This window comes from Aurantiacibacter hainanensis (assembly GCF_036321025.1).
GTDB classification, from domain to species: Bacteria; Pseudomonadota; Alphaproteobacteria; order Sphingomonadales; family Sphingomonadaceae; genus Alteraurantiacibacter; species Alteraurantiacibacter hainanensis.
Genome location: NZ_JAZAPB010000002.1, coordinates 1,456,082 through 1,472,552 on the forward strand (window position 1 = coordinate 1,456,082; position 16,471 = coordinate 1,472,552).

Below are 16,471 nucleotides of genomic sequence, written 5' to 3' on the forward strand. Positions count from 1 at the left end.
CCTTGCCGGGGGCTGGGCCGTCCCGGTCCCATGCCGTCCTTTCCCGGGCCCTCTTAGTGGAGCGCCGTGTAGGACGACATCACATTCCGCTGTGATGCGATGTGACCCTAGAGGGCTTGTGTCAGCCGTTCGATCTGGTCGTCGTTCAGCTCCAGCCGCGTGAACTCCAGCAGCGTTTCCATCTGCTCGACAGTGCGCGCGCTGGCTATGGGGGCGGGGATGCCGGGCTGGCGAACCAGCCAGGCGAGGGCGATGGCGGGCAGACTGGCGCCGGTTTCCTCGGCAACGCGGTCCATCTCCGCCAGAACCGGGGGGCCGGCCTCGGCGTAGTCCTTCACGCGGTGGGTGCGGTTGCCCTTCTCGAAATCTTCGGGCTTGCGATATTTGCCCGTCAGGTAGCCCGAAGCAAGGCCGAAGAACGGCAGCATGGCGATGCCGCGCGAGGTGCACAGATCCTGCAGTTCCGCGCCGTAGGCATTGCGCGAGACGAGGTTGTATTCGTTCTGCAGGGCAGTGAAGGGTGTCGCCCCCGTCTCGTCTGCATGGACGAGGGCGGCCTTGAGCCGGGGTGCCTTGAAGTTCGATGCGCCAAGCGCGCGCGCCTTCCCGGATTGTGCGGCCTTGTCGAAGGCATCCACGATCGCCCCGACTTCCAGCTCCTCGTAGTCACGGTGCGCGTAGTAGAGATCGACATAGTCGGTCTGAAGTCGTTCCAGAGAGGCATCGAGGTGCGCCATCACCTGTTCCGGCCGGTAGAGATCGGGGTCGCCCATGTCGCCCGGATTGGCGGGCTTCTTGTCGCTGAGCATGCCCGTCTTGGTATGGATGCGCATGTCGCCGCGCACCCCGCGGGAGGACAGCCACTTGCCCAGGTAGCTTTCGGATTCGCCGCCGACATGGCCGGGGATCCAGGCCGAATAGACATCGGCGGTATCGATCATGCGACCGCCCGCTTCGTAGAAGGTATCGAGCACGGCGAAGCCTTCCTCGCCGTCCGCCGTCCAACCGAAAACATTTCCGCCCAGCACCAGCGGAAGGCCTGCGAAGAAATCGTGTTGGCTCATGCGAACTGCTCCCTCAGATCCAGCAGGCGGATGGCGGCCTGCGCCGCTTCACCTCCCTTGTTCTTCTGCTTCGGATCCGCGCGAGCAAGGGCCTGATCCTCGTTCTCGGTCGTCAGGATGCCGTTGCCGATGGCGATCCCGTCCATGGTCAGCGCCATCAGAGCGCGGGCGCTTTCCCCGGCGACGATCTCGAAATGGAAGGTCTCTCCGCGGATCACCACGCCGATGGCCACGAAGCCGTCGTACTGGCCGCTTTCGGCGGCCATGGCGATTGCGCCGGGCACTTCCAGCGCGCCGGGAACGGTGATGACGTCCGCTTCGTGCCCGGCCTCCTTCAGCGCGGCCTTCGCGCCTTCGATCAGCATGTCGTTCAGATGCCCGTAGAACCGGGCCTCCACAATCAGGAAGCGGGCCATCAGTCGTTCTCCTCGGTCGCAATCGGACGTTCGCCTACGATCGACAGGCCATAGCCGTCCAGCCCGACGAGCGAATGGCTGGTATTGGTCAACAGGATCATGTCGCGCACGCCCAGTTCGGTGAGGATCTGCGCGCCCACTCCGTAGTCGCGCTGTTCCTCTCCGGCAGGCTGGGATCCGCTGGGCGGGCCTTTCCGGGCCAGCGCACGCACGGCGCGGGACGCGTAATCGGGATTGGGACGATTGATGAGCACCACGACGCCGGAGCCCTCTTGCGCGATCATTTCCATCGCCTTTTCCAGCAGGCCGCTGCGATCGGTGTCCCGCCCGAACACGTCGTCGAAGATCGAGAGGGCATGCATCCGCACCAGCGTCGGGATGTCGCTGTCGATATGCCCCTTCACCAGCGCCAGCGTTTCTCCCTTGGTGGCGGTGTTGTAGAAGCTGATGGCGCGCCAGTCCTGGCCCCACTTGCTGGTGAAGCGCTCCTCCTCGCGCTTCTCGACGATGTGATCGTGCTGGCGGCGATAGGCGATGAGATCGCGAATGGTGCCGATCTTCAGCGAATGCTTGCGCGCAAAGCGGATTAGGTCTTCCAGCCGCGCCATCGAGCCGTCTTCGTTCATGATCTCGCAGATCACACCGCTCGGGTTGAGTCCGGCCAGCCGCGATATGTCGACCGCAGCTTCGGTATGACCGGCGCGCACCAGAACGCCTCCCTCGCGGGCGACCAGCGGGAAGACGTGGCCGGGGGTGACGATGTCGTCGGCGCCCTTGCCGGCGTCGATCGCGACCGAGACTGTGCGCGCCCTGTCGGCAGCGCTGATGCCCGTCGTTACGCCCTCGCGCGCCTCGATCGCCACGGTGAATGCTGTTTCGTGCCGCGTGCGGTTCTTGCGGCTCATAAGTTCCAGGCCCAGCGCGTCGACCCGCTGGCGGGTGAGGGCAAGGCAGATGAGGCCACGGCCGTGGGTGGCCATGAAATTGATCGCATCGGGCGTGGCCATCTGTCCGGGAATGATCAGGTCGCCCTCGTTCTCCCGGTCCTCGTCATCGACGAGGATGAACATGCGCCCGTTGCGCGCCTCCTCGATGATCTCCTCGATCCCGACCAGGACGGGCGTCTCGTCGTTCTCGGTCAGGAAAGTGGCGAGCTTGCCCAGGGTATCGTTGGTGGGGTTCCACCCCTCCTCCAGGCAATCGCGCAGGGTATTCGCATGCAGACCGGCGGCGCGCGCCAGGCCTGCCCGTGTGATCTTGCCGTCGGCGATCATGTCGCGGACGCGAGCTATCGTCATGTCATCCATGGCGGCCGCCGTATCACATTATAATGTGATCGCAAGCCCCGCGGATCACATTGGCGCAGCAATTTCGCTCTTGCGCCGCGACTCCGTAGTCTCCATTGAGCAAGACATGAGCAACGCAGGACAGAGCCACGCAGAGCTGGTCGATGCCTTCCGGGAATCCATGCGGCATGTCGCTTCCACGGTCTATGCAGTCAGCACGCTGGACGAGGGAAAACGCTACGGAATCCTCGCCACGGCAGTCAGCTCGCTCAGCTTCGAGCCGCCATCGCTGCTGGTCTGCGTCAACCGCACCGCATCGTTGCACGATCCGCTGGAGCGGGCCGAGCGCTTTTGCGTCAACGTGCTGGGGCTGGGCAATCGCGACGTCGCCGAACACTTCATGCTGCCACACGCCGATCGATTCGCCGTCGGCGACTGGATAGAGAGCCACGGGGTGCCCGTGCTGGCGACGGCTCAGTCCAGCCTGGTCTGCCGCATGGTGCATCGGCATGAATTCGGCACTCACACGATCTTCATCGGGGAACTGCTGGCCGCCAAGCATCGGCAGGACGCGACGCCGCTGACCTACTTCGATCGGGGATACATAGATATCAGCGCGGCCCCGCAGCGCAGCGGCAGGCGGGACTAGTCGCTCGCGAAGTCGCGTTCCCGCAGCTCGATCAGGTGCCCCGGCCAGCTGGGGCCGCGGCGAAGCGACAGATACCGATCGATTTCCGTTTCCACCAGTTCGGCCCTGGCCGACTGCGTGGGATAGATGAAACTGGGCAGCGCCCCGCCGCCTGCTTGCTGGCCTTCGGGCGAACGCCAGAATTCCGCGATCAGTGCAGGATCGTAACCGGCATTTGCAAGGAGGTGGACCGACAGCCGGTCCGCCTCGATTTCAGCCTCCCGGTTCACCCGCTGGTTGCGGCCGACGTGTCGGAGCAGGCTGGCGTTGTCGATGCCCGCTTCCACCTTGCGCCGGCGGTGCTCCAGGACCGTGTGGGCAAATTCGTGCGCGAGAACGACGGCGACCTGTTCGTCGGCAAGGTCCCTGGCGAATTCGAATTGCAGCTGGATGACGCGCCCGTCAGACCGCGCATTGGGCCCGTCTGCAAGCAGGATCTCCACAAGCGAGCGGCACCCGCGTTCGGGTTCGATCTGCACCGTCTCCTGCCCGTCGCCACGCCGCAGTTCGAGGATGATCGGCTCTCCCGGCGGGAGATCCGCCAGAAGGAAGAAGGCTGCCTCGCGCAAATTGTCTTCCCCTTCGGGAGAGATTGCGTCGATCGGCCTGTCGTTGATCGCCACCACGCCGTCTCCCGCCTGCACGCCCGCCAATTGCGCAGCCGAGCCGGGGACCACCCCGGCCACCGACAGGGGGCCGTTGGCGAAGAGGGGCAGGGCTTCCTCCCCGTACTGGTCGGCGCTGTGCAGGATCATGCCAGTAACCGGCATTGTCTGGCGGCAAAGCCCCGCGTTCGCGAGCAGCATGGCATCGGCAATACGCGCAAGGCGCAGATCCTGCTCGGCCAGTTCGGCGGAAGTTTGCGCCACGGCTCCGGGAGCGAGGGCAAGCGAAACTGCCGCAAGCAGCGCCAGGGCGGGCAACCGGGCAAGCTCGATCAACGGCCCTTCCTCAGCCCAGCGCTTCGCGGTCGATCGCATCGATCGAGGTAAGTCCAAGCATCGCCATCGTGCGCGAGGTTTCACTACCCAGCATATCGATTGCCCGCGTTACCCCGTCTTCTCCTGCCGCGGCCAGGCCGTAAAGCGTGGCCCTGCCGACCATGACGGCATCGGCGCCAAGGGCCAGCGCCTTCACGACGTCGCTGCCCCGTCTCACGCCGCTGTCCAGCAGGATTTCCATTCTGCCCCCTACGGCATCCACGATGGCGGGCAGGGCATCGATGGGCGCGACCGAGTGATCGAGCGAGCGGGCACCATGATTGGACACCACAATGGCGTCGGCTCCCATTTCCTGCGCGAGGACTGCGTCCTCTGGATGGAGGATGCCTTTCAGCACGAACTTGCCCGGCCAGATCTCGCGCAGCTTGCGGACACCGTCCCAGTCCAGATTGTCCTGCTTGAACATCGCGCCGGGCTTCCCCCCGCGCACGACCGACGTCTTCAGGTGCGGCGGCAGGTTCGCTTGCTGCGGAAGGCCGCCGTCGAGCATGTAGCGCCCGACAACGCCGGCCAGCCAGCGTGGATGCGTGAGGATGTCGGTCATGTTGCGCCGGTTCAGCGCGAAGGGCATGCCGAAACCGTTGCGCCACAGGTATTCGCGATTTGGCGGCACCGGCAGGTCGAGTGTCACGAAAAGCGCCTCGCACCCGACTTCATGGGCGCGGCGGACCACCTGGTGGGAAAGGTCCAGATTCTCCCACATGTAGAGCTGGAACCAGCGCGTGCCCGCGATTGACCCGAATTCCTCCACGTCCATCGTGCTGGCGCTGGATATGCAGAATGGAATGCCCGCTTTTGCCGCTGCCTCGGCAAGGGCAACGTCGCCGCGATACCACATCATGCCCGCGGCCCCCGTCGGTGCGATGGCAATGGGTAGGGTGCTTTCGCTGCCCAGGATTGCGGTGCTCGTATCGACCTTCTCGACATTGCGCAGCACGCGCGGACGCAGGGAAATTGCGTCGAAAGCCTGGCGGTTGCGCGCCATGCCGGTCTCGTCCTCAACCCCGCGCTCAAGATATTCCCACACGCCAAGCGGCAGCCGCCGCCGCGCCTTCTTGCGCAGGTCGGCGATATTGTAGCAGCCCAGCGAGCCGGTCACTATCCGCGCCCGAGGAAGGGGATCTTGTTCTGCACGATCAGCGCCTCGTAGAAATTGAGGTGATCGGGCACGTCGCACATGTGCACGATGATCTCGGCCACGGTATCGGGCTGGGCGGCAAGGTCGTCGGGCAGTTTCACTGCGCCCGGCGCGATTTCGGTGGCGACGATGCCGGGATGGAAGATCGAGACGGCAATGTTGTGCTCTCGCCCATCCACAGCGAGAGCGCGCGTCAGTCCGTCGAGGCCAAACTTGCTGGCCGTGTAGGCGGGGCTTTCCGCGCGCGGTACGCGGGCAGAGATGGAGCCGACGTTGATGATGCGTCCATGCCCGCCGGCCAGCATGATCGGCCAGACGTGCTTGGCGCACAGGAAGGCGCTGGTGAGATTGGTATCGAGCATGCGCCGCCAGTCTTCCAGAGACAGATCGTGCGCAGGCGTGCTGTCGGCGATGCCGGCGTTGTTGATGAGATAGTCGACGGTGCCGAACCTGTCCTTTGCCGCGGCGAACAGGTTTCGCACGGCATCCTCGTCAGTGACGTCGGTAACGACGGCAAGGGCCTCGCCGCCCATGCCCTCCAGCTTCGCGACCAGCGCATCCAGCCGTTCCTGCCGACGAGCAGCCAGTACGACCTTTGCACCCTTGTTGACGAATTCGATCGCGCAAGCTTCGCCGATGCCGGAACTCGCCCCCGTAACCACGGCCACGCGGCCTTCCAGAATACCCATCGCGATGATCTCCCTTTTCATCCGCCTGTTGCCGAATGAGGGAGCGTAAAGTCAACTGGGGAAGGGGGTGGTGGACGCACTAGGGCTCGAACCTAGGACCCGCTGATTAAGAGTTTGACTGGAAACCTGTAGGCGTATGATTGCACACGTTGCCATATGTCAGTCAACTTACTGATATCGCTTGGGAAAGACCGAGTTGAGGGCTACTGTATGTTGGCGTAAGTGTGCAGCCGCCACTTACACTAGACTTACATGAGGTGGCCATGCCCAAGCTCAAGCTGACCAAAACAAATATCGATCGGGTGCGTAAGCCCGGTGGAGAAACAACCCTCTATTGGGACACAGATACGAAGGGGTTTGGACTGCGCGTTACCGCGTCAGGCGCAGCCAGCTTCGTCGTCCAAGGAACCGTTGCCGGGGAGGGCAAGGAACTGCGCATGACAATTGGCTCATATGGCGCGTGGACTGTGGACGATGCGCGCCGCCGCGCCGAGGAATACAAGCACCAGTTTGAGGACGGCATTAATCCGCAGGCCGCCAAGAAGGCGGATGCAGCAATGAAGGTCAGCCTTGGAGATACGCTTGAGGCGTATGTCGCGCGACCGGGGAAGCTGAAAGCCAGCACTGCCGCTGAATACCGTCGCCACGTCGAGCAGGTGTTTGCGCGATGGAAGGACAAGCCGGTAATCTCGATTACGCGGGATATGGTGCTGGAACGGCACAAGGAACTTGTTGAAAATGGTCTAGACGGAAAGCGCGGGGCACCCGCCAGCGCGAATGCCGCAATGGTGACGCTCCGCATCCTCATCAATTTCGCCAGCCGTCAATACCGCCGCGCTGACGATAGCCCGCTGGTACTGCACAACCCCGTTGACGTGCTGAAAGACCATTGGGCACCACTCGGTTCGCGCACCGATCGCTACATAGACCGCCGCAGGATCGGGGAGGTGTGGAACAAGCTGCACGAAGCCCGCGAGACCGCGAAGAACAAGAATGTGCTTGCGGGACTCGATCTGACGATCTTCGCGCTGCTGACGGGTGCCCGCCGGGACGAAATGACCAAGCTTACATGGGACCGGGTCAACATTGACGAGCACGACCCTTCAAATTGCTGGTGGCACTTGGACGACCGCAAGCGCGGTGAACCGATTTGGCTCCCTCTGTCGTCGCAAGCGGTGGCGCTCCTTAAGTCCCGGATGCCCAAGCCCAAAGAATGCGAGGATGACCCAGTGTCTAGGCTGTACGTATTCCCAAGTTGGTCCAAGGCCGGGCACATCACGGATGCTCGCGCTCCGATGGAACTGGTCAGCAAGATAGCTGGCAAGCATCTGAGCCTACACGATATGCGCCGCACCTATACGAACGTCGCCATGCGAGAGTGCCTGATCGAGAAATTCAGAACGGACCTTTTGACAGGCCACAAGCCTGCGCAGGAGGACGTTACCGCCCGCAATTACCTCGACCTTGCACGGTTGGATTGGTTGCAACCGGAAGCGCAGAAGATTGCGGACTGGATCGAGCATCAGGCGGCAATTGCAGCCGGAGCCAACGTGGTAACGTTGGCGCAGCGTGCGTGAGGCAGCATGATGCACCATTATCTCGCTGATAGCCGGGGTTACACGTGTGAAAGCACGGTGGCCGCCGGTAGGGTAGCGCCGCACCCCTGCCGCCCCGCAAATCGCCCCACAGCCGAGCGTCGGTAATCTTGCGCGCCGCCCAGCTACTATTTTTTGATTTGTAGGATAGGAACGCAAGTAGTTTGAGGGGGAATGTAATTCATGGCACAACGACCGTTCCGCACGGACGAAAGCATAGCCGCAGAGCTGACGACTAGAAATCGTATTGTGCCGCTTCTGGAAAGGCACGGGTTCGGTGTAGTCAATGATGAGCGGAAGGAACATGGCAGTGCGATTACTCAAGTCATCGATGCCAAACGAGGCGACGGACCTCCGCTGCGAATGCATGTCCGCCTTTGCTGGCGACGGGGTGGAAGGAACTCTAGCGAGAACCTTTACTCAGCCGCCCAACTTCGGGCTCGCTTAGATCAGGGTGGTTGGACGACAACTCTTGAGAACATTGCGTCCCGATATAAGCGTGAAGGGATCACGCACCTATTGCTTGTTCAAGACAGCGAAGACGGGTTCGTATTTGCCGCCCTTGTACCCAGATCAGAAATCCCAGCCATCTGGCAAAGGCAACGAGAGGTGAGCGATGATTTAATTGAGCGCGGTTTGACTGGCAGGATGACCAAGAATCACGCGGCTAACGGGTCGAGTCCGACCATTTGGTTACAGGATGATCGGCATGCAGCCACTTCTGCAGTTCCCAATGTCCTCTGGCAATGGCCGGGCGTCATTAACATCTTGGCACTTCCGCGTTTAGACGAGCTTGAGCGTGATAACGATACTCTAGACGACCTCGGCGAGGCCGGAGCGGAAATTGGGCGGGACCAAGGGCAGCGGCTTGAGAGGGCTCGGTCCGGTTATCCTCGCGATCCTCGCGTCCGGGCCGCGGTTCGCCACAGGGCAAATGGTTTTTGCGAAAGAGCGGGCTGTAACGAACATCGCGACTTTGTGGGGTTCCTAGACGTGCATCATATCCTCGGGATAGAGGTGAGTGATCGAGTTTGGACTTGTGTCGCGTTATGTCCGAATTGCCATCGCGAGGCGCATTTTTCTCCTGAACGAGATGCAATCAATGATGCACTGCGTCAGTTCGCTAGCCAATTTGCAGAATGATGGAAAACATTTGGCTTCAGACAGACGAAGCGGATGATGTTGCTGGGTCAGTCAGGCACGCGCTTCGATGTCTTGAAATGGTCGTTCAAGACAAACAAGCATGGAAGTGGTTTGCACTCGCACTTCATTCCGCGATTCAGGGGGCATGTGTTTCTCATTTGGTTTCCACCGCATCTCCTGTTGGAGCTGTCTACCCGGAGAATGCGGCCAAGTTCCTTAGTTACTTCGAGGAAAGCCGCACAAATCCCGATGCGAAACCACCAGAGGCAAGGATCATGGCTTTGCCCGATCTTCTAAAGGCAGCCCGGAAACCGAACTCGGCGGGTGATGGGAGCAACAGTCTTGGTATTCCAATTACCGATGCCGAACTTGAATGGCTTGGCCGCTTTCACTCCACCTTGCGTAACCAGTTCGTCCATTTCGAACCCATGGGTTGGTCGCTGGAGGTCTCCGGGCTTCCTGCAATGGCCAGATTGGTGGCGCGTGTCCTCTCGGACATTTTGAGTGCTGGCTGGGCATTCAGGCACAAAGATCACGAATGGAAAGTGGCGCTACAAGCAGGGCTTCAGCAGTTAGCTAAGTGCGAAACGCGTAGCAGCTAGCCACAGCCTGTGCTAACAACAAAGCCGTTGCAGTCGTCCATGTAGCGACTACGCATTATCGAGCTTCGACTGTGAAGCTGTTTCACCCCAATCTCCTGCTCTGGGTAAACCGCAGGCCATAGCCAAGCGGCTCATGGCGCTTGCTGGCATTTCAGGAGATCCTGTGATGAAAGTTCTTACCGCAAAGCAAGCTGCAGCTCTAATCGGGATAACTGACTCTACGCTTCGCTTTTGGCGATGCAAAGGCAAAGGCCCTCGCTACACGAAGCTGTCGGATTCAAAGCAAGCTGGCGTTCGATACGACTTGGCTGACATCGAAGCTTGGAAGGCGCAGCGCAAATTTCACAGCACGAGCGCTGTGACTGTCAATCACCCTGGGAACGCATGACAGCTGCGGTCGCGAAACGCGGCCGGATGCGTCTGACAGCACCCGACCGCTGTGTCCGTAGCTGCCCCTCAACTGTTCGAAGGTGCAGCAACAATGGCTAAATTACTCTGCCTCTCTGGAGGCCCAAAACGTTCGTCTGGCCCGAACGCATTCCGGCAAAAGTCATGCTCGTATGAAAACGTGGGGCTTGCACCCACGCTTCCAGAATCCCTGCCATGCGGGGAGGGGCCGAACAATGCCTAGCTCCATGTACAATCGTTGGCAGCGCATTCCCGCCGAACTTCGTCAACGTGCTCAATGGTGCATCACTCCGGGGAGCGATGGAGACAAGGCGCCACGTACAATTACCGGCGGCCATGCTAGCAGCACTGATTCCAACTCTTGGACGGATTTTGATACTGCCTGCCGCGAAGCCTCAATGCGGGGTTGGCATGTTGGCTACATGCTTCAAGAATCCGACCCATTCGCCTGTATCGACTTGGATGTGAAGGAAGAGGCGACTGAAGCCGATATTCAACGGCTTCGCAGCATCATCGAAAATCTAGACAGTTATACAGAGCGGTCGCGCTCAGGGCGTGGTTGGCACATTTTTGTCGCAGCCAATATCGGCCAAGGCAGGCGACGAGATGGCGTCGAGGTCTATTCTCGGGAGCGTTTTATGATCTGCACTGGCGATGTTGAACGCAACCGCCCAGTTATGGAGCGGCAGGAAATGCTCACAAACATGGTATCGCGCATGCAGGGAAGCGCATTAACGCAAGTGTCGCTGCCGGATGGTCCAGAACTCGATAACGATGCAGACATAATTGAACGCGCACGCTCTGCCGCGAACGGCGACAGCTTTGTCGCTTTGTACGAGGGCAAATTTGACCGGATCGGGCACACCGACCACAGTCGCGCGGACATGGCGCTAATCGCCATGCTTGCTTTTTATACCCGTAGCAATGCACAGTTGAAGCGGCTGTTTCTTGCTTCTGCGCTCGGGCAGAGGGACAAAGCCCAAAAGCGCAAGGACTACGTTGACCGGACCATCCGCGCTGTTCGAGCTTTAGCAGCTACCGGCCCTACGGCTGAGCATGGGAAAGAGATGGCCCTCGCCATAATAGGCACGGCGCTACAAAGACGCCTTGTCCCTGCCAGTCCCGTAATCAGTGAGGATGTAGACTCGCTTCTCGACCAGCTGAGCATCGATTGGGACAATGATGACGACGCAGAAGTGCCCGACATCGTGGATGGGCTGGTCGCGGACGAAGATGTAACGCTGCTTGGAGGGCATGGAGGCGTTGGCAAAGGTTTCCTCGCTCTGCAGATCGCCTGCGCTACGGCACTTGGTGAACCTATTCTTGGTTGCAGCACGCGCCAATCCCGGGTCCTTTACTATTCAGCAGAAGACGGCAGGAAGCGCCTTACCCGTCGATTGCGCCGTGTCGTCGATCTGTTCGACTATGACGGTGAAACGCTGCGCCAGAATCTTCGCGTACTTGATGCTAGCGAGATTGAACCTCTCTATGGCGAACGGCTTGAGCATAGCCCAGACGGAAGGCGATTTGCCAAGGTGCAGGGCGCAGGCCCGGACTTTGATAACCTTCGCCGCATGGTAGGAAATTTCGATCCCCAGCTCGTCATTATCGACGGCGCGTCCGACACCTTTGACGGCAACGAGATTGCACGTCGTGAAGTACGAGCATTCATCAAGCTGTTGCGTCGAGTTCATCCCTGCCGCAACATAGGGGTATTGCTGATCGTCCATATCGATCGGTCCAGCGCCCGGGGATACGCCACGAACGACGATGGCTACGCAGGTAGCGCTCAGTGGCACAATTCCTGCCGCCGTAGGATGTTCCTGCAGCATAAGGTTAAGCGCGACCCCGAAGACCGTGAGGCCATTCTGTCTGAGAGCTTTGTGTTGCGCGTAATGAAGAATCAGGATGGACCGCCGACCCCTGATATGGAATTGCAACGCGGGGATTGGGGGCTATGGCAGCGCGCCGTCGAGATCGGCGGTAACCTTGCCCCAAGCCATGTACCCGACCACACATCCACCATCGCGCGCCTGATAGGCGATTATTATGACCGAGGTCATTACATGAGCGCGTCTCTCGCCCCGCAAGCATCTACGGGCGTCTTCGACACGTTGAAGAGTGACCCTAGCTTTCCAAAAGGGCTGACCCGAAAGCGCACGGCAGATATAGTGCGAGGTCTAAAGCGCGATGGCGTGCTTGCGGAAGAGCCCTACAAACGACCGAACCGTAGCTGGGCAGAACGTTGGATGGTACTGCGTGACCCCGATAATCCATTTAGGCAAGTTGCACCCAGTGCACAGACTGGCACAGAGTGAGTGATATTCAACCCGATGCACGCTGTGCCGCGCACCGGCACACAGCGTGCGGGGGTTTAAGGGGGGGCACTGTGTGGTGCGGCAATGAAAGTACCGTACCGATCGGTCGCGAACAGAAATATTTTCACTATCATTGCCAACGAATTAGTCGTGAAATATACACGAAACACGCATCGTAGCTTACTGGCGTCATGCCAATCCGTTCTGGCAGAATATGGGCTGCCCGAGCATCATCTCATAAGCGACAGCGATTGGTGCGTCCCCTTCAACAAAGGAGACAACCAATGCTTTCAGAACGTATTTTTGATGCCCCATTGTTTGACAGGGGCGATGTAGCTCAAATCCTACAGTGGTCGATTGAAGCCATCCACGAATGGTTCGATGATACCGGCGCCGAGACAATTAGCTATAACGAGATCAAATCGACGGTCATGCAACATATTGAAATACACCTTGAGGTTGCGGCGCATGTTTGTCCGCGGAACACGCGAATCTTCGTAAAAGAGTAGGTTAAACTATAATTGTGACCACCGCTGGCTCGCTCTGCAAACCAGAGCGGGTCAGTGATTACAGGCTGGGGAGCAGGCAGTATCTCTCTTGGGCTAAGCGTGACTGAGATCTGCTCATTCCGGCTATTGCAGAAGCGTCGCTGGGTCGTAGCCTGCTTCAATGAGCCTTTTTTCAGCAGCTTCTACAACCGCGTCATCGAACTCGGTGGCATACTTTAAGGCAACCGCTTCGAAAGTCAGCTCTGGCATGCCTCGGTCGACAAGCATCTTGAAGCCATCAGACATTTTCCCGAGGACAAGATCTGACACCGTCTTATGCTCACCGTCCCTCGCAATCTTCTGTCTAGTTCTATGAAGGCGTGTTGTTCGACCGCGTTCGTTTCCCAACGCGTCTTCAAGTGCGTGGATGCACTGCCAAACGCTATGTTCTAAAGTCCCCGGTTTCGCAGAAGGCAAAACCGAATACAGTTTAAGCTGGGCCGCATGCCTAACTTTATGTTCGCCAAGCCGTAAAGCGTTCTTCGCCATCATCTTCAGAACATCTGGGTCAGTACAACTCTCAATCCGCGTTAGCGCTTGTGCTATGTGGTCTGCTGACATCGCTAAGTCCTCCCCTCACTTGCCGTCAAAATACATGGTACCGGCAACGTTAGGCATTGCGGCTTTCTCATTGTCTTGCCACGAGAAGGCGACATCGAGTTCGATACCGAAACTAGAGGCGATCACGTATGCCTGCTTCCACGCGGAATTAGCCGCCTGGCCTTGGATTGAGAGGTCGGCAGCCTCAAGGTACTTAAATCCGTTGTCTTCGCGCTTCCCAAGCTGACAATTGACAGTAATCAAATCGTAGATGTCCCGAGGGGTATGCCCCATTGCTGCGGCTTCAACGATCACGGCATGCAGGACGGAGTTCCAATAGGTATCTGCCTTGGGAAGGACTTTCTCACCGATTCTTGCGCTCTTAAGAGTGGTAAAACTCAAATTGGGAGCTGCTGCAGGATTGAATGTCCTCACTCCGCTAACTTGGTCACCATCGGCGGCATCTTCATCGCCTGCCTCCAACGCGCGGATCGCTCTTTCAATGACGTCAATAGGCGTATCGACAAGGGGCACTGCGTGCCTTTGAAGCATAGCGAATAGATCGTCAGGAAGCTCAATTTTGTAACCCATGTCATGTCTCCTTAGGGGCCATATGGCGCTATTTGCGAATCGCCATAAGACATATGTCTCATAGATGGGTCATATCGTCAATATGAATCATAGGAACTATATGAGCCATATGATCCTCGGCTGGCCGCGCTAGGGGGTCCCCGCAACAAACAGGAGGGGGTGTAGAACTGCGACGGGTGAAACGGCTGAATGATGACCGGCAGAACGTGAAACGCTAAGGCAACAAATATGCAGTTTGACGTTCGAACCTAAAAATTTTGAGCGAACTCGCTGTTAATTATAGTTTTTCTTGCGGACCTAGCTGGTGACCATTTACGGTGTAAGGGCAGTGTAAGCGGTGTACCGAAAGTCAGCACCAATGCCCGACGAATTTGATTACAGCCTGATTGATCAAATGGCAGTCTTATAGTGAGTGCGGTTCAGCCTCCGCCATGGCTTGATGCCCAAAGAGTGAATGGAGCATCTCCTGCGGACTGCGACACTGGACACAAACCAAGAGGGAATCCAAATTGGGTGAAGGGTGGGCCAAGCCCTAATCCTGCCGGAAGGCCAAAAGGCCTAACGCCCCAGACCAGACTTGTGCAGCGGATGTTGGACGATGCCGACGGCATTGTAGACGCTGTTATAGCAAGGGCCCTTGAAGGTGACACTGGAGCGGCTGCAATGATTTTGGGCCGTCTTGTGCCGGCGCTCAAAGCTCAAAGTGAGAAGGTCGAATTTGAGCTAAAGAGTTCAGCGCCCAGCAGCGAGCAGGTTGAAGCAGTTTTGAACGCAATCAGCGCTGGGCGGCTGGCCCCCGACGTTGGAAAGCAACTGATCGACAGTATCTGTGCGCTGAGTCAGGTACGCGCAGCGGAAGAGCTTGAGGCTCGGATTGCGGCGTTGGAGGAGAAAAACCTCTAATGGCTATTCGTATCTCGTCAGTCGGGTCAGTGGCCTAGATGGTGGCAGTTCGAGCCTTAGAGCGTCGCGTCGCAAAACTAGAGCTGGCCTCAACGCCGCGTCGTTCACCAATCGCTGTTCTTTACGGTTCAATCGATTTGTGGGTTGAGCGCTCAATTATTCCAGACATTCAAGCTGGGAGAGTCTGCCCTCGCGACATGGCTGATGTAGTCGCCGCGATCCGAACATGGGAGGAGACGGGCTGCTTTTTCAGATAGCAGCTTGGCTATCTCACCAACTGCCAGATTCCGGCTCGATCCAATTCGGCTACTCTGGTTACAGCTGACCCAGCTACCGTAGTCCAGTCAAATCGATTGTCGGTTGGGGCTGCAGCCAAGTCTTCGAGAGCAACTGCAATGTCACCCCAAAGGTCTACACTATTCTCGGGAGCAGCTGCAGGCGCCCAAAGACCGTTTTCGAGGCCAAATTGTCGCCACCAATCGTCAAGATGAACGTTGGGATTGACGCCAGCTGTCCTCAGTCTTTCTTCGGCAAGTCCTGTAGCGAGCTTTAGGATGAGGGCTGCTCTGCAGAGCATAGCGAAGGGCCGTGCAGGTGTAGCCTGATCGGCAACATAGGTGAGGAATTGGTGGTCGTTGGGGTCTTCAACCCTCAGGAGAAAGTCCTCAGAAACAAGTGCCTGAACTTCAGGTGCCAATTTTGAGTAAGCAGCTATCCGATCCTGAAGTTGAACCTCACCCACGGAACGCATTTCGGCTTCTAGCAAAATTCTAAAAAGATGGCGTTCTAAGGCGAAGTTATCCGGGCGCAGTAGGCTCCAGTACATCTCAAGAAATTCTGTGATTTCTTGGGGAGCCGTGGGGATCGGTTGTAAGCTCGTTAGCTGATAGCTGGACCAGTTGCGCTCGTCTCGATCTGACGCGCCTTGTTTGAGGTCAAATCCCCAACTTTCCATGATATAAGCGCATGTTCCGGAAAACTTAGACCCCGGGAAAAAATCCGCGAGGCCATCAAGCAACGACGATGTCCCGATTGTCAATGGACGCACGATGAGGTCGAGACTGTCCTCTAGCATTGACCAGCTCTCGAGGGCCGCCCAGCACATGTCGTGCGTGTCTCTATTCGCCAGAGTATGGCGGTCTCCAGCTGCGTCAAAGACTACATTGCGGCGGTTGAAGATGCCGATCCCGCTCATTGCGAGGATTGATAGGGCACCTCTAAGCTCGCCATAATAGGCAAGATGCCTCGCTGCATGAGGTTTACCGCAAACAAGCGCATTGATTGCACGCCCTAGGTAACCCCAACCGTCTATCGCATGAAGCGGGCCTCGGATCGCTAGTACTTCTAACAGATGCTCATTGTCAGCCGCTGCAAATGCAGCCTCGCCGGTAGGCACCTTGCCGTCTTGATAGGGGTTCGTTGGAAGAAGCCATGGTGGAATCGCGCGCTGCCCAAGCTCCGCAATCTTCGCTTGCACAATCGCAGCGTCCGCAAGCGCTAAGGTTTGCGCATCGTCGTTGCTCAGAGGCGTGAACGCCATC

At 58.6% G+C, this 16,471-nt stretch carries 17 protein-coding genes; 8 read left to right on the forward strand and 9 right to left on the reverse strand.

All coding sequences use genetic code 11. The annotated features are described in order from the left end of the window. Positions 1-107 precede the first annotated feature (107 nt). Genes AAA989_RS14495 through ribB form a run of 3 tightly spaced genes read right to left on the reverse strand, consistent with a single transcriptional unit; the run spans position 108 to position 2,787 of the window. Positions 108-1,064, reverse strand: coding sequence for an aldo/keto reductase (locus AAA989_RS14495; RefSeq protein WP_338244765.1), 957 nt, complete (start codon positions 1,062-1,064; stop codon positions 108-110). Further along, on the reverse strand, positions 1,061-1,480 hold the full coding sequence (gene ribH, locus AAA989_RS14500) for a 6,7-dimethyl-8-ribityllumazine synthase (protein WP_338244767.1): 420 nt from the start codon (positions 1,478-1,480) through the stop codon (positions 1,061-1,063). The genes AAA989_RS14495 and ribH overlap by 4 nt, the downstream gene beginning before the upstream one ends. After that, the gene (gene ribB / locus AAA989_RS14505) at positions 1,480-2,787 is read right to left on the reverse strand and encodes a 3,4-dihydroxy-2-butanone-4-phosphate synthase (RefSeq protein WP_338244769.1); all 1,308 of its coding nucleotides are present in this window, start codon (positions 2,785-2,787) and stop codon (positions 1,480-1,482) included. Before ribB ends, ribH begins: the two co-directional genes overlap by 1 nt. A 106-nt stretch (positions 2,788-2,893) precedes the next feature. Here ribB and AAA989_RS14510 point away from each other — a divergent pair, with 106 nt between their 5' ends. Further along, positions 2,894-3,415: a flavin reductase family protein gene (locus AAA989_RS14510; RefSeq protein ID WP_338244770.1), complete on the forward strand. Its 522-nt coding sequence runs from the start codon at positions 2,894-2,896 to the stop codon at positions 3,413-3,415. On the opposite strand, the gene AAA989_RS14515 is transcribed toward AAA989_RS14510, so the two are convergent. Genes AAA989_RS14515 through AAA989_RS14525 form a run of 3 tightly spaced genes read right to left on the reverse strand, consistent with a single transcriptional unit; the run spans position 3,412 to position 6,303 of the window. Beyond that, positions 3,412-4,434: a PDZ domain-containing protein gene (locus AAA989_RS14515; RefSeq protein WP_338244772.1), complete on the reverse strand. Its 1,023-nt coding sequence runs from the start codon at positions 4,432-4,434 to the stop codon at positions 3,412-3,414. The two genes, AAA989_RS14510 and AAA989_RS14515, sit on opposite strands and share 4 nt — an antisense overlap. Further along, positions 4,406-5,554 carry an alpha-hydroxy acid oxidase gene (locus tag AAA989_RS14520; protein WP_338244774.1) on the reverse strand — a complete coding sequence of 383 codons (1,149 nt, stop codon included), beginning with the start codon at positions 5,552-5,554 and terminating at the stop codon, positions 4,406-4,408. The genes AAA989_RS14515 and AAA989_RS14520 overlap by 29 nt, the downstream gene beginning before the upstream one ends. Then, a complete protein-coding gene (locus AAA989_RS14525) occupies positions 5,554-6,303 on the reverse strand; it encodes an SDR family oxidoreductase (protein ID WP_338244776.1) in 750 nt (249 codons plus the stop codon). The genes AAA989_RS14520 and AAA989_RS14525 overlap by 1 nt, the downstream gene beginning before the upstream one ends. 242 nt (positions 6,304-6,545) lie before the next feature. Here AAA989_RS14525 and AAA989_RS14530 point away from each other — a divergent pair, with 242 nt between their 5' ends. The 6 genes from AAA989_RS14530 to AAA989_RS14555 all read left to right on the forward strand — a co-directional run bounded on the left by AAA989_RS14530 (position 6,546) and on the right by AAA989_RS14555 (position 12,857). After that, positions 6,546-7,859 carry a tyrosine-type recombinase/integrase gene (locus AAA989_RS14530; protein WP_338244778.1) on the forward strand — a complete coding sequence of 438 codons (1,314 nt, stop codon included), beginning with the start codon at positions 6,546-6,548 and terminating at the stop codon, positions 7,857-7,859. A 201-nt stretch (positions 7,860-8,060) separates the two neighbouring features. Further along, on the forward strand, positions 8,061-9,020 hold the full coding sequence (locus AAA989_RS14535; RefSeq protein ID WP_338244780.1) for an HNH endonuclease: 960 nt from the start codon (positions 8,061-8,063) through the stop codon (positions 9,018-9,020). Next, entirely contained in the window at positions 9,017-9,622 is a 606-nt protein-coding gene (locus AAA989_RS14540) for a hypothetical protein (protein WP_338244782.1), read from the forward strand. Before AAA989_RS14535 ends, AAA989_RS14540 begins: the two co-directional genes overlap by 4 nt. 166 nt (positions 9,623-9,788) lie before the next feature. Continuing rightward, positions 9,789-10,010, forward strand: a complete 222-nt coding sequence (locus AAA989_RS14545; protein ID WP_338244784.1) for a helix-turn-helix transcriptional regulator — start codon at positions 9,789-9,791, stop codon at positions 10,008-10,010. A gap of 247 nt (positions 10,011-10,257) precedes the next feature. Next, positions 10,258-12,348: a phage NrS-1 polymerase family protein gene (locus tag AAA989_RS14550; protein ID WP_338244786.1), complete on the forward strand. Its 2,091-nt coding sequence runs from the start codon at positions 10,258-10,260 to the stop codon at positions 12,346-12,348. 284 nt (positions 12,349-12,632) lie between these two features. Further along, positions 12,633-12,857 carry a hypothetical protein gene (locus AAA989_RS14555; protein ID WP_338244788.1) on the forward strand — a complete coding sequence of 75 codons (225 nt, stop codon included), beginning with the start codon at positions 12,633-12,635 and terminating at the stop codon, positions 12,855-12,857. 123 nt (positions 12,858-12,980) lie between these two features. Here the strand turns inward: AAA989_RS14555 and AAA989_RS14560 are convergent, their stop codons facing one another. Beyond that, a complete protein-coding gene (locus AAA989_RS14560; protein ID WP_338244790.1) occupies positions 12,981-13,457 on the reverse strand; it encodes a hypothetical protein in 477 nt (158 codons plus the stop codon). Between the two features lie 15 nt (positions 13,458-13,472). After that, positions 13,473-14,027, reverse strand: coding sequence for a T4SS efffector SepA family protein (locus AAA989_RS14565; protein WP_338244792.1), 555 nt, complete (start codon positions 14,025-14,027; stop codon positions 13,473-13,475). A gap of 663 nt (positions 14,028-14,690) precedes the next feature. On the opposite strand from AAA989_RS14565, the gene AAA989_RS14570 reads away from it, so the two are divergent. Next, complete coding sequence (locus AAA989_RS14570; protein ID WP_338244794.1) at positions 14,691-14,930, forward strand: hypothetical protein; 240 nt, start codon at positions 14,691-14,693, stop codon at positions 14,928-14,930. Positions 14,931-15,195: 265 nt separating this feature from the next. Here AAA989_RS14570 and AAA989_RS14575 read toward each other — a convergent pair whose 3' ends face one another. Beyond that, positions 15,196-16,470 (reverse strand): hypothetical protein, encoded by a 1,275-nt coding sequence (locus AAA989_RS14575; RefSeq protein ID WP_338244796.1) that lies wholly within the window; start codon positions 16,468-16,470, stop codon positions 15,196-15,198. Position 16,471 lies beyond the last annotated feature (1 nt).

Excerpts from the sequence above, each read along its gene's own strand:
- AAA989_RS14495 (WP_338244765.1), bottom strand. The coding sequence starts at position 1,064 with ATGAGCCAACACGATTTCTTCGCAGGCCTTCCGCTGGTGCTGGGCGGA.
- ribH (WP_338244767.1), bottom strand. The coding sequence starts at position 1,480 with ATGGCCCGCTTCCTGATTGTGGAGGCCCGGTTCTACGGGCATCTGAAC.
- ribB (WP_338244769.1), bottom strand. The coding sequence starts at position 2,787 with ATGGATGACATGACGATAGCTCGCGTCCGCGACATGATCGCCGACGGC.
- AAA989_RS14510 (WP_338244770.1), top strand. The coding sequence starts at position 2,894 with ATGAGCAACGCAGGACAGAGCCACGCAGAGCTGGTCGATGCCTTCCGG.
- AAA989_RS14515 (WP_338244772.1), bottom strand. The coding sequence starts at position 4,434 with ATGCGATCGACCGCGAAGCGCTGGGCTGAGGAAGGGCCGTTGATCGAG.
- AAA989_RS14525 (WP_338244776.1), bottom strand. The coding sequence starts at position 6,303 with ATGAAAAGGGAGATCATCGCGATGGGTATTCTGGAAGGCCGCGTGGCC.
- AAA989_RS14530 (WP_338244778.1), top strand. The coding sequence starts at position 6,546 with ATGCCCAAGCTCAAGCTGACCAAAACAAATATCGATCGGGTGCGTAAG.
- AAA989_RS14535 (WP_338244780.1), top strand. The coding sequence starts at position 8,061 with ATGGCACAACGACCGTTCCGCACGGACGAAAGCATAGCCGCAGAGCTG.
- AAA989_RS14540 (WP_338244782.1), top strand. The coding sequence starts at position 9,017 with ATGATGGAAAACATTTGGCTTCAGACAGACGAAGCGGATGATGTTGCT.
- AAA989_RS14545 (WP_338244784.1), top strand. The coding sequence starts at position 9,789 with ATGAAAGTTCTTACCGCAAAGCAAGCTGCAGCTCTAATCGGGATAACT.
- AAA989_RS14550 (WP_338244786.1), top strand. The coding sequence starts at position 10,258 with ATGTACAATCGTTGGCAGCGCATTCCCGCCGAACTTCGTCAACGTGCT.
- AAA989_RS14555 (WP_338244788.1), top strand. The coding sequence starts at position 12,633 with ATGCTTTCAGAACGTATTTTTGATGCCCCATTGTTTGACAGGGGCGAT.
- AAA989_RS14560 (WP_338244790.1), bottom strand. The coding sequence starts at position 13,457 with ATGTCAGCAGACCACATAGCACAAGCGCTAACGCGGATTGAGAGTTGT.
- AAA989_RS14565 (WP_338244792.1), bottom strand. The coding sequence starts at position 14,027 with ATGGGTTACAAAATTGAGCTTCCTGACGATCTATTCGCTATGCTTCAA.
- AAA989_RS14570 (WP_338244794.1), top strand. The coding sequence starts at position 14,691 with ATGATTTTGGGCCGTCTTGTGCCGGCGCTCAAAGCTCAAAGTGAGAAG.
- AAA989_RS14575 (WP_338244796.1), bottom strand. The coding sequence starts at position 16,470 with ATGGCGTTCACGCCTCTGAGCAACGACGATGCGCAAACCTTAGCGCTT.